This window comes from Bacillus solitudinis (assembly GCF_002797395.1).
In the GTDB taxonomy this organism is placed as follows: Bacteria; Bacillota; Bacilli; order Bacillales; family Bacillaceae_D; genus Halalkalibacter_A; species Halalkalibacter_A solitudinis.
In genome coordinates this window covers 4457613-4474441 of sequence record NZ_KZ454943.1, presented here as the reverse complement: position 1 = coordinate 4474441, position 16829 = coordinate 4457613, and the positions used below count along the sequence as shown (strand labels likewise).

Below are 16829 nucleotides of genomic sequence, written 5' to 3'. Positions count from 1 at the left end.
TTACCTAATTGACTATTTTCCCTATATCCAAGAAAACCCTTTCTCCTTACCATCACTTTTTTCACTATCCTCATTACCTTCTACCTTCGTTTGTTGTCTTTCTGTATCTTGAGTTTCTTGAGGTTGCTCTTTTTTTCTTCCACCAAATAATAGTTGTTCCCATGGGTCAATAAATTCTTTTCTAGCCGATTCATTTGTAGCAGCCTTTACTTCTTCTGCTTTTTCTTTAGATGCATTTGATACCTCAGCGCTCTTTTTCTTATCCATTGTTCTCCTCCTTCATTCAATTACTCACTACCATGGTATTCTCTCCCCTCGAGGATGTTTGGGCTCTTGAATATTTAGCGTCTTTTTCTTTTCAATATCATAATTTTCACTTGTGAATATCCATGTTAGAGCCTTGTTGTCTGTACCAACCTTAGATTTGTCGATATTTTTAGTCTCGTATCCATAATGGTTATTATATGTACAAAAAATAAACCTCAATATATCAAGGTTTACAAATGCTTTTGATGTCATTGAATTATTTCAACGGATACCTTCTCATAAAAAAGGTTTTTATAGACTCAAAACCGGATGTGCCACAAGGTGAAAAACCGACCTTTTGAGACACAACCTTCTTCATAAATTAGTGAAAAACTTATAATAAACCGAGGCCCCTGAAAAAGTCCCTTTTAGCAGATTCGAGGAAGAAGCAATGGCTCCACACGTTGCGCGCCTGCTCATTTTGTTAAAATGGATTCTTTTTTTACTGGTGCTCTCATTTATCTATTAAATTTAGTTCATACTATGTAATCTAGTAAAATCATTAAAAGGGTTGTGTCATAGGGTAAAAACCGCCCTTATGACACAACCCTATTCTTTAACTTAACACTTTAAGTGACTCTTCATTAAACGCAGGGATATCGTCTGGTTTACGACTTGTTACTAAATTACCGCCACATACAACGACTTCCTTGTCATGAAGATTAGCTCCAGCATTTTTTAAGTCGACTTGAATCGATTTAAATCCTGTCACATCTCGGCCTTCTAACACCTCCGCTGTAATAAGAAGTTGTGGACCATGACAAATCGCCATGATGGGTTTTTTGCTCTCTGCAAATTCTTTTGTAAACGCCACGAAACGGTCATCCGCTCTAAGTATATCAGGTGAAAAGCCACCAGGAATAAATAAGGCATCAAAATCAGATACGCTTACTTCATCAATTCCTTTATCAATTGTAAGAGTTTCTTCTTTGTTCTTCCCTGTAACTTGCTTTCCTTTTTCTTTTTCAATAGTTACAAGAGTATGGCCAGCATCTTTAAATGCTTGTGCTGGTTTTGTATACTCAGAATCCTCAAATAAATCTGTTAGCACTACTGCTATTTTCTTACTCATGCATATCACACTCCTATACAAGACTAGTAATAAAATACCCGGTAAGAAAAATGATAAACCTATTCTAAAATATACTATTTTAAAGTGAAACTCTTATCTGTTAATCATAGAAACGCACTCTCATTAGATATTTTTTCGATTTTTTCAATTAAATTGGTACCACTGTTGCATCCTTTTTCTTTTGGATATATCTTCATTCGATAACCTTTGAGCCATTCCAAAAAGTCAGAGGTACCGTTCTCTTTCAAATGATAAATAATTTCTTTCTCCGATTTCCAAATCCCCATACTACGAATTTCCGCAATGACAATTTCCATATCTGCCTCTTCATAAACATCTAAAAACCAATGAATTGTATCTCCAAATATTTGATTTAATTGATTTAAAATCTCTTGTCTAAAACCATCTTTTGGGATTCGCATAAAACAAAAATCTAGTATCACTTCACTTTTCATTGCTGTCTTCTCCTTATCCGTTGAAGATTTCTTTTCATCATAATAACTCTTTTCCTTTTTACATGAACATTGGAAAAGGATTTATTCTCGTCAAGAATAGAGTTGATTTCAATCGTCAAAAACCACTACTTATCATCTGTGAAAGTTAGTTCTATATTCTTGCATAAGCCTAATTCATTCACGCCTTTACCGTTAATTTTACCATAAAAAACCATTTGTTTTCACTTGAATTGTGACTCAACAAGAGAGTATTTCATGTTAATACGTAGCTAAGTTTGAAAAGTACCGTGCTCTTTCCCCCGCCATGTATGCTGCTTGTTATGTATAATCCACTTCCATACAAACTTTCTTTTTTTATATTGAATAGAAAAATGGGTTTCCTACTAAATTATAGTAGTTTAATATGAAAGGATACGGTGCACTTTTTTAAACTAGTAATACAAACATAAAGAAAGGAGATGAATCATTGGTGGCATTTAAGGCGTATATCGTGATAATGTTAGTATTTGTGGTGGGGAATTTTGCTTTTTTCTTTTTTTCTCCGTTAAAATATCACTTGTCACTAAGAACAATAAGAAAGGCACTCTATACATTATTTATTGGAGCTATCATAGTAGGTTTATTGGTGAATGAAGTAAAGCTGTCAAATTGGCAGTTCTTATTGACCTTAACCGCTATCGTCATCTTTATCGACCTTGCTCTTTTGTTAACGCCTAGTATCATGAAGATATGGAATACAGAATTTCAATACAGCGACTATGTTGAAAATATCATTATGACAAACCGAAAAATTCAAAAAGGTACAATGAGGCGTGTTGGAACAATGTCTGAAATGATTCAAGACGCCGGAACATATTTTAGTGAACTTCAAAAAGAAGAATTGAGAGATAAAAAGAAGCAATTAGAAAAGTATCTTCGGATGTATGCAGAGAAATACGGTTTTCTGGTTCAACTGTGGGATTTAGAGTATGATCCTATAGAGGCTACTCACCTCTCTTCCAAACAAAAAGAAGGATTAGAGGAGGCTGAAATAAATTCTCTTGCCGATAATTTTGGGTTTTTGGAAGGAATCAAGAGAGTTCTCTCCGACATTGAACGGCTAAACTCGTTTGAATTTGGGAAAGAAAAAGAAGTCTATGCAGAGTCATTGTTTCAATCGGAAATTGTTTCATTAATTAGTGAAGATAGTATGATTGTTCCCATCTATTTAGACGACGGAAACATGATAGTTATCTTAAAAAATGAAAAAGGAGAACTGTTAGAAGTTGATGCTATTCATATCACCAATCTAATCGTGCTTTTTTATACATTTGATTTAGACTTGTGATATAATGGTAAAAAGACCACTTCAAAAGGAGGTTTTTTAAATGGCGATAAAATTGAGAGTTAAAGAAGGAAGTTCAAAAGTAAAAAAAACGGAGCTTTCTAGGGGGAGAAAAGTCACTCACCTATCTGAAAAATCTACAAGTCGAATGTCTCATAATGTTCAGAAGCTTAATAATAAGGTAATGAAATATATTAATAATCAGTAAAAAAGCAGGATGCTGTCAAAAAGCATCTTGCTTTTTTTATTAATATTTCCTCTTTTTTTTGTGTAGATTAATAATAAGATACTATACAGGAAAAGAGGAGCGAATATGTCAAAGGCAAAACCAACAAAAAAAATAGTTCCCAAAAAAGTAACTCGCTTTACAGGCGAGACGAAAATGGACAAAGAAAACCAAAAGGCTTTAACGAAGATAAGGGCTTTTAAAGGTATGTTTGGTTAATGGTGACCAATACAGTTCAGGGTCCTAGTGCTGATATGTGACGAACGCTCTAACTCTAAATTAAACGACCCATCCCTATTCGCTATTTTGTTCTTTTTTTAGGTGATTCCCAATAAAATACATTAGCTCCTTCATCGGAAAGCCTGTAATACCTGTACCGACAACTTCCCAATTGTATAAGTCGTCACTTTTATAACATAGTTCGTACTCAGTTTTAGTTCAGCGTCGCTTTTTTACCTTATAACACACCCTCTAAGCAATGTAGCGTTCGGTGCCATTTCCATTTCCTGTATACTTTCCTTTATTTGTTTCTAAGGAACTCAATACAACTAAACTGATTTATAGTTTAAATTGACGAACTAAACCATTAAGCTTTTCAGCTAATTTAGAGAGATGATTCGAACTATCTGTTACTTCTTCCAGAGAACTACTTATTTGTTGTGAGGAAGCAAATGTCTGCTCTCGCAAGATTTCGTCGAATTCTAGCTTCCCCCTCACATTAACTTATTGAATATGTATCGCTCACTAAAGAATGGCGAGGTCGACTAGCTTTATACCACTGTACGCAAAGAATTAAAATAAGTAATATCTCTATAGCATCTCCCCCGTAGTACATAAGCTTACCTCCCCTTTCGGCTTGAGATAGAGATACTCCAGACGGTGGATTAACATAGATATATTTTGATAAAATGCCGTGAGCAGCCATTGCAAATACCAAGATAATGGAACGGTAGACATAACTAGTTTGATGTGGTGTTGGGTCAATATAAATCATTGAAAGAGTAAAGAAAAACCCAGCTAAAAACACATGAACATGTATAAATACATGAAGAATGAGGTTTTCGTGCATGGCTGAGTATAAATCAGTCGTATATAAAACCCATAGGCCTCCTACATTGAGTAAAGTAGCAACAATCGGATCGTTTATAATTCGAACGGGTACAGTCTTTAGCAGTCTGGATAGTTGCCTAGCTAAAGTGACATTAAGAGTACGCATAAGAAGGGTCATTGGTGCAGCAAGTACGAGCAAAAGCGGAGCTAGCATCCCAAGGAACAAATGTCCAAGCATATGTGCCGTGAAGTCTACATGCGCACGCTCGGCTACGGGACCAGATACTGCAACGACCGCAATGACGATTCCAACCACCCAACTAAGAGTACGATAGAGGGACCAATGTCTGTATTTACGATTTGAAATGAAGACAGCAACTATATAAGCAATGAGCGCTATCAAAAACGGGATAATCAAGATGATCTGGGGAATAATTCCTATTACATCATGATTGTGAATAAGAGGGAGATGTTCATGCACGCTCACTTGAAACAACTCCTTCTTTTGGTTTGCCATGCTGTGTGCGGAACATAAGAAGGAGGCCAATTACAATCATAACTATAGCAATCATATTCCATATAAAATCATAGATAACCACATTCTCTACATACCTGATCTGATGTAATTGCAAAAGTTTGTGTTGCACAATACCGTCGTATAATTGGAAGAATCCTGCTCCAAGAAAAACTCCCCCCCACCATCTCGTAAGCCATAAACCATTTCGGCGCCGAAGATCAGCAAATAAAAATAAGCCCGCAATGGTTGCAAACCAACTGAATGCATGGAACAAACCGTCTGAAAACAACCCTAAATCAGTTGTCGATTTATCATAAAAATGGTGCCATCTTAATAGTTGATGAAAAACCACCTCATCAAAAAATGCTATTAATCCTAATCCAAACAAAATACCAGACCATAAATTCCGAGTAGAATGTAAATACTTGTTAAAAGAATTTGAATTATTTTTAGCATAACCTGATTCTAGACTCATCTAATACACCTCTTACTATTTTGGTTAGACCTGAAGGTAGATACAGAAGTATACACCCTTAACATGTTACCCCAGAAAAATACGAAGTAATCATCGCCCAATACATTTAATGATATTGGTCTTGGCCTACTTAATAAATAAGCTGTAAGATAATAGAACTCTCTCATGAACTGAACTAGAAAAAGCTGCCGAAGCAGCTTTGGTGTTCTTCATATTATTTATTATCAGCAGTTTGTGTGGAAACTTGCCAGGTTATTCCGAATTTATCTATTACCTGTCCGTATAAAGGGCTCCAGAAAGTCTCTTGGAGCGACATGATAACTTGACCATCTTCTTGTAATTTCTCGAATACTTTTTTAGATTTTTCGACATCGTTGATGATAATAGCTATCGTGACTTGCGAGCCAATATGATAGGGCTGACCTGGAAATGTATCAGAAAGCATTAAATCTGTATTACCGACTTTCAAGTGTGCATTTAATATACGATCTTTTGCTTCCATAGGAGTAGGGTATTCGGGATTATCAGGCATATCTCCAAACGTTTGAACTCCAAGAACTTTTGCTTCCAATACATCTTCATAAAACTTAACAGCTTCTTGTCCATTCCCGTTTAAAACCAAATAAGGATAAATTTCTAAAATCATCAAAAACACCTCTCTTTTAATAATATTGATTTTCAATACACAGAACTAATGTTCGTATTTACTTTACCATATTTTTCAAATGAATACAACAAACTTATTAAACTATCCCGTGACATATAGAAAATCGGACTCTGTCGATACTTTATAGTTGTTCAAAAACATAAGCTACTTTAATTTAAAATTCTTATAGAGTGTTACTCAAACTTAAAGCAAGATTTTTTGTTCGTTGTTTTTATCCACTGAAGAAACAATGCTTGCCTTTGAAGAGTCCCTAGCAGCTATGAATAAAATTCCAGTAATAATACAAAGGATCCCGACAAAGTGATACCAATAAACTGACTCACTAAGAAAAAAGTAAGAAAACACTACTGCACTTAGTGGCATGACCGCAGTGAAGACTGCAGTGGAATTTCCAGGGATTTTTTTCACCCCTTGATTCATCAACACTACAGCAATAACTGTGACCACGACTCCTGTGTATAGAATTAACAACCAATCAACGGAAGATACAGATGAAAAAGAAAATTGTGTGGCTTCATAAATTGCTAAAGGTAAAAACAAAACAGCGCCAAATAATGCCGTCATGGTAGAGATAAGAAGAGGACTAACTTTCGAAGAAACTAATCTTCCAAATGTAACAAAAACACCTTCTCCAACAACTGCCCCTAATATCATCACATTTCCAATTAAAGAGTCCATCGTCCAATTTATATTAGAAAACACTCCCACTACATTAATAATTAGTGCGCCTAGTAATGCAAAAAAAATGCCGATTCCTTGGTTCCGATATAAACGTTCCTTTAAAAGAAAAAAGGAAATTAACGAAACAATTGCAGGGGTAATACTCGTAATAATGCCACTTTCTACCGCAGTGGTTAGCTTAAGACCATACATTAATAACACACTAAACATAAATACCCCAAGGAAACTCTGAACGAACAATATTTTATAATCTCTTTTTGAAATTTTCGGAAAACCTTTCTCATAGATAAATAGGAGTGAAACCAATATGACCCCACCTATAATCATCCGCAGTTCAGATGCCAAAAAAACTGGAAATCGTTCAGTAATAACTTTATTCACGACAATAAAACTTCCAATAATCAACATTGCTAAGGTGATTTGGATAGAACCCAAAAACTCTTTGGACAAAATTTATCTGCTCCTTTAATTTTTTAATTTAAAATAATCAAGCCTCACCGACTTCAGTGGAATCTGAGCAGATTATTTCGTTAGTTTTTTCTAGTACCCAGCTTCACACTATATGTTACACTGTAGCTCTTATTGACGTCTCTTCTTCCGATTGAACTAAGCTTTGATATACTGTTCCTTTTTTTATTAATTCGATATGCGTACCTTGTTCGACAAGACGACCCTGATCCAAAACCAAAATATAATCAGAGTTTTGGATTGTTGATAATCGGTGTGCAATGATAATTGTTGTTTTTCCTCTTCTATAGTGGTCTATGTTCGATTGTATGACTCTCTCTGTGATTAAATCTAGTGCTGAAGTGGCTTCGTCTAGGATTAGAATTTCGGGATTTCGAATTAGTGCTCTTGCAATGGCAATTCGCTGCCGTTGTCCCCCAGATAATGAAATACCACGTTCACCAATAATTGTCTCATAGCCATTAGGTAAAGAAAGGATATAGTCATGAATTTGGGTAGCCTGACAAATTTGATATAGCTCCAACTCGGTTACCCCTTCCTTACCCATGAGAATATTATTTTTTACTGAATTTGGATAAAGATAAGGTTCTTGAAAGACAATGGCTACCCGATTTAACCAATCCTTACGAAGTATGTTAGAAAGACGGTCCTCGTTAACAAAGATATTCCCTTTGGTTGGTTCATAAAACCGTACCAAAAGCTGCGCAATTGTCGATTTCCCCCCACCACTTGTTCCAACGACTGCCACCTTCTTACCAATCGGTATATCTAGATTCAAATTTGAAATAATTTCGTTTGTACCTTCACTATAACTGAAGTGAACATCTTTTAATTGAAGTGACTTTACGTTTGTCTTGATTTTCTTTGTACCATTCTTCCAAGTTGGCGAATCCATTACGTTGCGAACTCGCTCTAAGCTCGCCAGTTTTCCTGAAAAGCCCATCACCAAATTAAAGAGATTTTGAAAGGTTGAGACTAATTGATTACTAAATTGATACAATATAACAAATGTTCCGATCGTCATTTGCCCTTGGAGAACAAGATACCCGCCGTACGCAAGAATAAAAATTGTTACTCCCCACTTTATCGGTTCACTGCTGATAAGCTGCAAGTTAATGAGTTTTCCTTCTTTCATTACAGCATCAAAGTAACCAGCAAAATATCTATCGTAAATCCGTTTTTCCCAATCCATTCGGTGGTAAGCAATGACCTCTCTTGTTGAGGAGATCCCTTCTTCCATATGGACAATTAAATTGGAGCGTGCATTTTGAACGTCCTTTGCTCTCTTCTTCAGCCTTTTTGAAAAATAACGTCCTAAAAAAACATAGGCGATACAACAAACGAGACTAAATATCAAGATAACAGGGCTATACATACCAACCACGAAAAATAACACGAGCGCTGCTCCTAGCTGCTGAAGTCCTCTAGGCACATCATTTCCAATCATCCCTCCAACCGTTCCTATATCATGAACCACATAGTGAACAAAGGAACCTGTTCGTTCTTTGTGTAAAGAGGAGGTAGGAATTTGATACATATAACGCATAAAATCATGAACCAAATTCTCAGTAATCGCAGCATTTGATTTATGAATCATATGTGGCCCAAATGTAAATAAAAAGGAGTAGACGATGAAAGCTACAATAATAAGAAGTAACACTTGATTTAAGCTGTCATAGTCACGAGCAATAAGTACATCATCAATCAAGGTTTGTTGAAGTCCAATTGTTGCTAAAAAAGCATAACTTTCTGCAATCATAAGGAGCGTAGCTAAAATCACTAATCCCTTGACAGGAGATACATACCTACTTAACCATTTACTATTATTCTTCATGTCTATGCACCTTCTAACGTCTTTCCATCGGCTAGTCGATAGAAAGCACCTTGTTGATTCATCAATTCCGCAAACGTGCCGCTTTCAAATACACGACCTTCCTCGACCATAACAATATTGTCATAGTTCTTTATCGTTGATAATCGATGAGCGACAGTAATGGTCGTCCTTCCTTTCATGAGGCGATAAAGAGCAGCCTGTACTTCTCTCTCACTAATTGTATCAAGGGAAGCAGTTGCTTCATCAAGGAGAATAATAGGAGGGTTCTTTATAAACATCCGGGCAATTGAAATTCGTTGCTTCTGACCGCCAGATAGCTTTACCCCACGTTCGCCCAGTAAAGTTTCGTATCCTTGAGGTAATTCACTAATAAAATCATGAGCGAAGGCAGCTTTTGCAGCATCGATAACTTCGTTTTCTGCTGCATCTGGTCTACCGAACAAAATGTTCTCCCGGACGCTCGCTCCAAAAAGATACGTTTCTTGAAATACAAAACCTAGATTTTCTCTTAAGTCTTCAAAGGTAAGCTTATCTATGGGAATATTGTCTAAGAAAATTTTTCCGTTAGTAGGATCGTAGAAGCGGTTAATAAGCTTCAAGATCGTCGATTTACCATTGCCACTTGATCCGACTAAAGCCACTTTTTCTCCTGCTTTTACATGTAAATTAAACGCATGTAACACCCTCGGTCCTTTTTGGTACTGAAAAGAAACATTTTCGAAGGTGATATTCCCTTGTACCTTACCGATCCGTTCTGTTTGTTTAGCTTCCTGAACAACGGCGGGAATCTTTATAAATTTATAAAGTTTTTCTGCTTGATTCATAAGAACCTTTTGTTCGGTAATCATCGTCACGACCACTGTTAAAATATGCATCGTTTGAAAATAATAAAGAAGAAAAGCAACAAATGCTCCCGTTGATAATTCTCCTGCTCGTGAAAGATGGACACCGTAGATGATGATAATTACACCCCCTATGTAATAGGACATTCGCCGATTTGTGCCTCTCCAATAGGCAAACCAGTACGTTTTTATCATTGTTTGGTTTAACAGTTTATGCCGCTCCCTCACACTATGAAGATCCCAAGATTCTGCTGAATTTGCACGTATGTCATTAAGTGAAGCAATACTTTCATATATTTTTTGATTAAAACGAACACGATCATCTGCCAATTTCTTGCCGAAAATAGATGCTTTTCTTTCAAGATAAGGACCAAATAAATAATATAGAAAAAAACTTGGAATGAGGATGAGGCTTAATTTTAAACTGATTGTTGCCATCAAAGTGATCGAAATAATTGAAAAAATTAATCCATTAATCATCCCCGGAAAAAATTGCCGATATAAGCTTTGAAGAGAGGCGACCTCGGTATTCATTAAGGAGAGGCTTTCACCAACGGGGTGCTTTTCAAAGTAAGCAAAGCCTAGTTTGCGTAGATGTGAGTAAATCGAATACTGCATATCACGGGAAGCTTTTTCTTGCAATGAACGTTGAATCAAGTTACGTAACGCAGTAAACGCAATCATAATTACGACAAATATCGTAATCAAACCGATTAAATTTATGTACAGATCTGATTGCTGTTCAGTTAGAATAGAATCAATAAAATATTGGATGAACTTAGGTATTGCTAGCTCGACCCCGGTAATCATAAACCCACATAGGATGAGAAGAAATAATTTTAATAAGTAAGGTCGTAAAAACGAAAGAGTCCAATAGTAGACTGTTAGAGATGTATAAGTGCTTTCTTCTTTTTTTAACATGGGACCCCCTTGTCATACTGTAAATTAAATTAACTATTATAAAAATATACCAATTTATAGAAACATTTACAATTATATAGTTACAATTTTATTTTAGTAATTAAACGTTTTTTCAATGCAGAGTTCTTAAGGTGCGAAATTTGGAGTATGAATGTAAGGAAACACCTCTAGTAAATTACAAGGAGATGATTAGAGATGTCATTATGGTTAGCCATTTTACTGGTCGTTGTTGTAATAGCGGTGATTGTTCTGATTATTAGTTCTAAAAAGAACAAAGGATTAGGTTCAAGAGTGGATGATGAATCGATGCGAACCTGCAAAAATTGTAGTAAGACGATTGCGGAAGACTATTTGAAATCTCTTTGTCCACATTGTAATAAATTCTTAATTTAACTATTTTCTTTTTAATAACGCTTACAGTTTTTACCTCCTAATCATAAAAAGAAGTGTCCAAGTAAATTCTTATTTGGACACTTTGCTTTTACACTTCATTTTATTAGCTGATTTGTTCAACAAACTTGATTCGTTCCTGTTCAGTTTTTAATAATTTATTTCTGACACTTTCCTTTTGTTTATGTAATTTGTTTAAAATATCATTTGTTTGTTTTAACGTTGTAGACGCATGTTCATGAGAGTCTTGAATATGACCGTGGACAAACCAATCGACGATAAAACCATCAAAAAAGTAATCGGCAAATGTCAAGAAACCACCTATATCCAAGTTTGCTTTGGCATGATTATTAACATCTTGAAGCTCCTCTTGAAAAAGTCGAAGCTCTCGTTGTGCTTGATGGATTTCATCACGAGAATCGTCCATATGACTATGTTTAATCGCCGTTGAAATAGCCCCGCCACCAATCATATCCCATGTAGACCAGCCTTGAGCTTTATGTAATGATTCAAGTGCGCGTTCAAGTGAACCACGCGCTTGTTTTCCTGCAGAGAGTGCTTCATCATATTCCTTTAGACTAGCACTTAATTCTGCCTCCAAATCAACCAAATGATATAATTCTTCACTTAACAACGAATCATGACTATGAATAAGTGTTTCTTTTTTCTTTAATAATTCTTCATACATAGGTTCTGCATCTGTGACAGACAGAAGCTTTTGTTTCAAAGTTTCTAATTCATGGGTTACATCTTCGATCGTTTTCGTTGCCTCCTGATATTTGAGCTCAACAGCTATTAATTCTCGCTTTTCTTTATCTACCTTCTCAAGTTTACGTCCAGTGAGAGAGTAAAAAAGGTTAGCCACACTTAGACCTTCTAATCGTTCAACATCCTGCTGTTCTTTTTTTAGTTGCTCTTTTAATTTTACCGTCTTCTTTTGTTCTTCTTTTAAGTGGGATGACATCCTATTAAAATGTTCTTGATATTTTCTTTTCTTCCATAGCTTTTCCTTCGCAACCTTTAATTCTTGATTTAATACTTCAATCACGGTTATCCCTCCTCTATCTATAACTACGATTGAAAAAATCATATGTTTCAAAATTTTCCACTGTTATGTTAGGACACTAATAGGGTGAGTTCAAAGGTTATGAAACCTTTGAACTCACCCTAACTTTTGTTGAAACCATTTTTAGTTTTTATTCAGCTTTTGGATTCCATCCTTTCAACACGTTCTCAATTGTCCATTCTGAGGCTTCTTCCTCTGTTAATAATGTTCTTGACTCAGTCTCTTCCTGAATCGCACCTGGTCCATAATTATTATATTCATAGAATCTAGCATCCGCTGCTGAAAAACCTGACATATCTGTCCAACCTTGTTGATGGATATGCTCCCCTAAATAACTATCCCTAAACAAAACACTAGCAATCGCATCTGGGTTACCACTTGGATGCCACGGTCTTCCTAGGTATACCGTACCTGGTGCTGCATCACTTGTTAACTCACAATCAATAAACATATAACCATAAGGCTCGGTAATCATCGTACTAGCTGCTGTAATGTAGCCATTATTTGAGGATGATCCTCGGTCCAATGAATGGATCACAGTCTCTTCAAATACAGCACGAGCTCCACCAAAGATGAAATCTACATCCCCTTCAATATAGCTTTGATAGAAGTATTGAGTTCCTCCATTAGTAAGCAGTGTGTCTTGATTTCCTAAGAATCGAACCTGTTTAAACGTCATTCTTTCACCGCTTGAATTAACAGCAACAGCCTGCTTGCCGTTTGTGTCGGTGGTTTCATCAAAAGAGTTCTCAAAAGTTAGATTTTCGGCTGTGAAATCATCAGCTTGTAAGAAGGCGGTTGCACTTCCACTTGTACCAAGAGTACCTCCCACACCATTCTCTCTGCCTGCATAATTATCGTACGTGATAATTGTTTCCGTTTCATTTTCACCAATCATCGTAATAAACGGCTTATCGGCAGGAACGCGTACCACTTCCTTATACACGCCATTTTTTATATGAATGGTGACGGGTTCTGTATTATTACTTGGTATGGCATCAATCGCCGCTTGCACATTTTCATAATCCCCTTCACCTGCTTGATCGACAGTAATGTCATTTTCTATTTGTTTCAACTGCTCCGTTAAATCTTCCATTTGTTTTGTATCCCCCGCTACAAGCGTTCTTCCCTCAGCATCTACAGAGTTTGTATTGTTTACCTGAGCAAATACCTTATTTGGGAAATAACCGGTGGTTTTTGCAACCTCTAATAATTGCTCAGCATAATTCCCTGCCCATGAATAGCCATCACGACGCTCTTGCTCAATTTCTTGAATTGTCCGTTTGATGACACCGTCACGTCCAGAGAAAATCGGCTCATTTGTACCAATTTCGTAGAAGCGATACCACGTTACCGCGTTCGGGTCCTCAACAAAATATTCCCCCTTTGGATCACCACTTATATAACGGATTCCTTCAAGCTTCACTTCATCAAACCATTCGAGGGCACCGATGATTGCTTGCTTAATTTCAGGAGTTTGTTCAGGTCTACTCATGAGAAATCTAACAATACCTACAGCTTCTGATCCTGATAAGGAAGGATGTTCATATGACCGTGCTCCTCTAGGTTCGTAAGTATCGCGGTCATGCTGGGCGCTCCAGCCTTGTAATACTCCATCAACCTCAATTTGCGATTTAAGGATATAGTCAATACCTCTTTCAATTGATTCCTTAAGTTGTTCCGCTAATTCATCACTTACTAAGTCACCATTAAATGGATAGGACTTGTTTGACGCTTTTTCCATTAAGTCTAGAACGTTTATCATCGCTTCATCATTAAATGTTACATGATTTGAATACTGAACGTTACTACCAGGTGTTCCTCGTTCCGGATAAACTTGCGGGAAGCCACCTGTTTCAACTTGTAATGTGAACAGAAAATCAAAGCCTTTTAAAATACTTTCTTTTAATTGCTCGTCTCCAGTTTCGTTGTAAATTTGAGCAAGGAAATTAAGTTCTTTTATGGTTGCGTCATTATCAATCATTCCTAGCTCTTCACCATTTGGACTATGCCATACTGAACGGCTTCGAGTCCCGTCCCACGCACTGCTATAATTAGTTCCTTTAGAGAATCCACCATGATCCATTTGCCATGAAACGATATTATTAGCCTCTTCAATGGCAGCTTCAAGATCACCTGAAAATTTAGACTGCTCCGTATCCCAGTTAAACTTTGCCTCTTCATTCCAAGCATCACGACTTTCAAAGAGTAAAACGGTTTGACCAAATTTATTAACACCTTGAGAGGCCTTAGTTATCGGGAGATTCTTTAATCCTGGATTTAATGTTTCCCATTTTCCTGTTGGAGCAACAATCGAAATGTCTTCGAAGTCAAACTCTTCAATAAAGCTGTTCAACGTTACAGCGACGATAGTAGGGGAAACAGAATGAACGCCTACCACTTTCACTTCAGTGGACACATTTTCACTATCCGCCACCATACGCTTTACCACTTCTTTTGCTTCTGCGATAGACATGTTCTTTTCAGGGCTAAAGCCACCATTTTCATTATCCATATAGCCTTTTCTTGCTACGGATCCTACTGTGTTAGGAGATAATTCAAGCACTGTTGCAATCATATTTGCTGCTTCTTGACGATTTAATGCATCGTCTGGATTGACTTTTCCATCATGGTCAAAAGAGATATAGTCTGCTGCTTGTGCCGCTTCTAGCACATATGAATACCACTTATCTAACGTAACCTCACCAACCTGTGAATCAAGACCTAGATTTTTGAATGTTTCCTCATTCGTAAAGCCGAATGCATCGTTAATGAGTGACATAAATTCAATTTTGGAAATAGGTTCATTTTCAGGTTTTTGTTCCGTTACAAGTAGACCAATATTTTGCAACTTTTTCATTTGTAAGCCGCTCATGATGTCAGTCACTTCTACTTCTTCTAATTCTACAATTTCCTCGGACTCTGAGGATTTATTATGAATACGAAGATGATCAATATTCGCACCGCCGTTTGCTGCAATTCCAGTTGCCCGAATGACATTTTCTCCAGCTTCTAATGTCGCGGTCATCGTCGTGGTCTTCCAACCAGCCCAATCACCTGTTGGATCAAATGCTAATTCAGGTTCCGCAACCTCTCCGTTTACTAGAATTTCAGCAGGGCGTTTATCCGTTCCACCATGTGCATATCTAAATTCAAGTGTGTATTCATCAGTAGTCGGGATATCAACAGTCCATTCAATCCATCCACCTGGAGCATTTGGATTGTAATCTGTAAAGCCTGTACCAGTAAATCCGACATGCTTGTTATCAACAATGACGTCTTTCAGCACTGCATCTTCTGCTTCACTTAAAATATCAACCTCTTTATAGACATTCAAGTGGTCAATGTTTGCTCCACCGTTCGATGCATTTCCTGTAGCACGAATAACGTTTGCTCCAGCTTTTAAATGTACTTGAGTCGAGGTAGTAATCCAGTTTGCCCAGTCTCCACTAGGATCAAAAGGTAGCTCTTCTTCTACAACTTCTCCATTCACTTGAATTTCAGCAGGGCGTTTATCGGTTCCTCCATGAGCATAACGGAAATCTAATGTGTATTCACCATCTTCTGGGACATCAACTACCCACTCAATATACCCACCTGGAGCATTCGGCGCATAATCAACAAATCCTGAACCTGTAAAACCAACATGTTTATTATCGATGATGGCATTATGTAGGCTTGCATCCTCGGCTTCATAGATACCCGTTCCAGTTAAATCCCCTGGTTCCTCATCATCAGGTTGTGAGTTGTCATCTTCTTCTGGCTGTTCTTCAACGGGAGGGAACCCTGAAACAGAAATATCATCTATGAAATGACCGATTGTTTTGCTATTAGGTGTAAATGATTCAAAAAAATCAATGACGGTAGCAGTTTGGTGAAAAGGGGCTGCTTCAATTTTAAGGTCGCCATCTATTTTTACGTCTGCAGTTTGCCCATCAACGTCCATGATTACTTCAATGTCATACCACTTATTCTCTTCAATTGCTATTAATGGTTCATGAGTTTGGTCTCCATGACGATAGGTCAAATTTCCTGAATTAGTTTCAATAACAACAGCCGTACTTCCTTCCCCTTTTATTCTGGCAATCTTTGATGCACTTGTATATTCTGGTTGCATAAATTTCATTTGAAAAGTTACTAATCCACTAACAGCATCAAAACTTTTACTTAAGAGGACATTCGTCTGCTCGCTTGTATCATTCAAGTGAACATATTTATTTGAGGATTCTGGGTCCTCTGAGATACGAACCGTTCCACCGCTTTCGGCGATTGTAAATCCTGAGGGTTCAGCCCCAACTTCTTCTTGTTCAAAATCACTTTCAACTACGGTGTTTAATTCCCCTTCTTCTGCAGAGACTCCTTTTGTCAAAGGAACGGTTGACATCACACTCATTGCCGTGAAAACACTGATAAAAGATACTTTTCCCATTTTATTAATTCGTTTAGATGGTTTCATTGATTTCTCCTTTCAATCAGTTAGTTTATAAATCTAAGATAAGAGCAATTATCCTAATATTCAGTATATTATTGAGGGA

General features: G+C 36.8%; 15 protein-coding genes. 4 read left to right on the top strand and 11 right to left on the bottom strand.

Annotation, left to right across the window (positions count from 1 at the left end):
- Positions 1–21: 21 nt before the first annotated feature.
- The 3 genes from CEF19_RS21980 to CEF19_RS21965 all read right to left on the bottom strand — a co-directional run bounded on the left by CEF19_RS21980 (position 22) and on the right by CEF19_RS21965 (position 1833).
- A complete protein-coding gene (locus CEF19_RS21980) occupies positions 22–267 on the bottom strand; it encodes a hypothetical protein (RefSeq protein ID WP_100408028.1) in 246 nt (81 codons plus the stop codon).
- Between the two features lie 595 nt (positions 268–862).
- On the bottom strand, positions 863–1378 hold the full coding sequence (locus CEF19_RS21970) for a type 1 glutamine amidotransferase domain-containing protein (protein ID WP_100408026.1): 516 nt from the start codon (positions 1376–1378) through the stop codon (positions 863–865).
- A 104-nt stretch (positions 1379–1482) separates the two neighbouring features.
- Positions 1483–1833 carry a hypothetical protein gene (locus tag CEF19_RS21965; protein WP_100408025.1) on the bottom strand — a complete coding sequence of 117 codons (351 nt, stop codon included), beginning with the start codon at positions 1831–1833 and terminating at the stop codon, positions 1483–1485.
- A 469-nt stretch (positions 1834–2302) separates the two neighbouring features.
- Between CEF19_RS21965 and CEF19_RS21960 the strand changes: the two genes are divergently transcribed.
- From CEF19_RS21960 to CEF19_RS24055, 3 genes are all read left to right on the top strand, one after another.
- Positions 2303–3160 (top strand): type II toxin-antitoxin system SpoIISA family toxin, encoded by an 858-nt coding sequence (locus CEF19_RS21960; RefSeq protein WP_227522126.1) that lies wholly within the window; start codon positions 2303–2305, stop codon positions 3158–3160.
- 40 nt (positions 3161–3200) lie between these two features.
- Complete coding sequence (locus CEF19_RS23395) at positions 3201–3365, top strand: hypothetical protein (protein ID WP_157801057.1); 165 nt, start codon at positions 3201–3203, stop codon at positions 3363–3365.
- A gap of 105 nt (positions 3366–3470) precedes the next feature.
- The gene (locus CEF19_RS24055; RefSeq protein ID WP_264755148.1) at positions 3471–3602 is read left to right on the top strand and encodes a hypothetical protein; all 132 of its coding nucleotides are present in this window, start codon (positions 3471–3473) and stop codon (positions 3600–3602) included.
- A gap of 499 nt (positions 3603–4101) precedes the next feature.
- Here CEF19_RS24055 and CEF19_RS21955 read toward each other — a convergent pair whose 3' ends face one another.
- The 6 genes from CEF19_RS21955 to CEF19_RS21930 all read right to left on the bottom strand — a co-directional run bounded on the left by CEF19_RS21955 (position 4102) and on the right by CEF19_RS21930 (position 10838).
- On the bottom strand, positions 4102–4950 hold the full coding sequence (locus tag CEF19_RS21955; protein ID WP_100408417.1) for a cytochrome c oxidase assembly protein: 849 nt from the start codon (positions 4948–4950) through the stop codon (positions 4102–4104).
- Complete coding sequence (locus CEF19_RS21950) at positions 4907–5425, bottom strand: DUF2243 domain-containing protein (RefSeq protein WP_100408023.1); 519 nt, start codon at positions 5423–5425, stop codon at positions 4907–4909. Before CEF19_RS21950 ends, CEF19_RS21955 begins: the two co-directional genes overlap by 44 nt.
- Before the next feature lie 214 nt (positions 5426–5639).
- A complete protein-coding gene (locus CEF19_RS21945) occupies positions 5640–6071 on the bottom strand; it encodes a VOC family protein (RefSeq protein ID WP_100408022.1) in 432 nt (143 codons plus the stop codon).
- Between the two features lie 204 nt (positions 6072–6275).
- Positions 6276–7223, bottom strand: a complete 948-nt coding sequence (locus CEF19_RS21940; protein ID WP_100408021.1) for a DMT family transporter — start codon at positions 7221–7223, stop codon at positions 6276–6278.
- Positions 7224–7338: 115 nt separating this feature from the next.
- A complete protein-coding gene (locus tag CEF19_RS21935; protein ID WP_100408020.1) occupies positions 7339–9075 on the bottom strand; it encodes an ABC transporter ATP-binding protein in 1737 nt (578 codons plus the stop codon).
- Positions 9076–9077: 2 nt separating this feature from the next.
- Positions 9078–10838, bottom strand: a complete 1761-nt coding sequence (locus CEF19_RS21930) for an ABC transporter ATP-binding protein (RefSeq protein WP_100408019.1) — start codon at positions 10836–10838, stop codon at positions 9078–9080.
- Positions 10839–11033: 195 nt separating this feature from the next.
- On the opposite strand from CEF19_RS21930, the gene CEF19_RS21925 reads away from it, so the two are divergent.
- The gene (locus CEF19_RS21925; RefSeq protein ID WP_100408018.1) at positions 11034–11231 is read left to right on the top strand and encodes a hypothetical protein; all 198 of its coding nucleotides are present in this window, start codon (positions 11034–11036) and stop codon (positions 11229–11231) included.
- Between the two features lie 103 nt (positions 11232–11334).
- Here the strand turns inward: CEF19_RS21925 and CEF19_RS21920 are convergent, their stop codons facing one another.
- Positions 11335–12276 (bottom strand): AAA family ATPase, encoded by a 942-nt coding sequence (locus tag CEF19_RS21920; protein ID WP_100408017.1) that lies wholly within the window; start codon positions 12274–12276, stop codon positions 11335–11337.
- A gap of 148 nt (positions 12277–12424) precedes the next feature.
- Positions 12425–16750 carry a pectate lyase gene (gene pelA / locus CEF19_RS21915; protein WP_100408016.1) on the bottom strand — a complete coding sequence of 1442 codons (4326 nt, stop codon included), beginning with the start codon at positions 16748–16750 and terminating at the stop codon, positions 12425–12427.
- Positions 16751–16829: the final 79 nt, after the last annotated feature.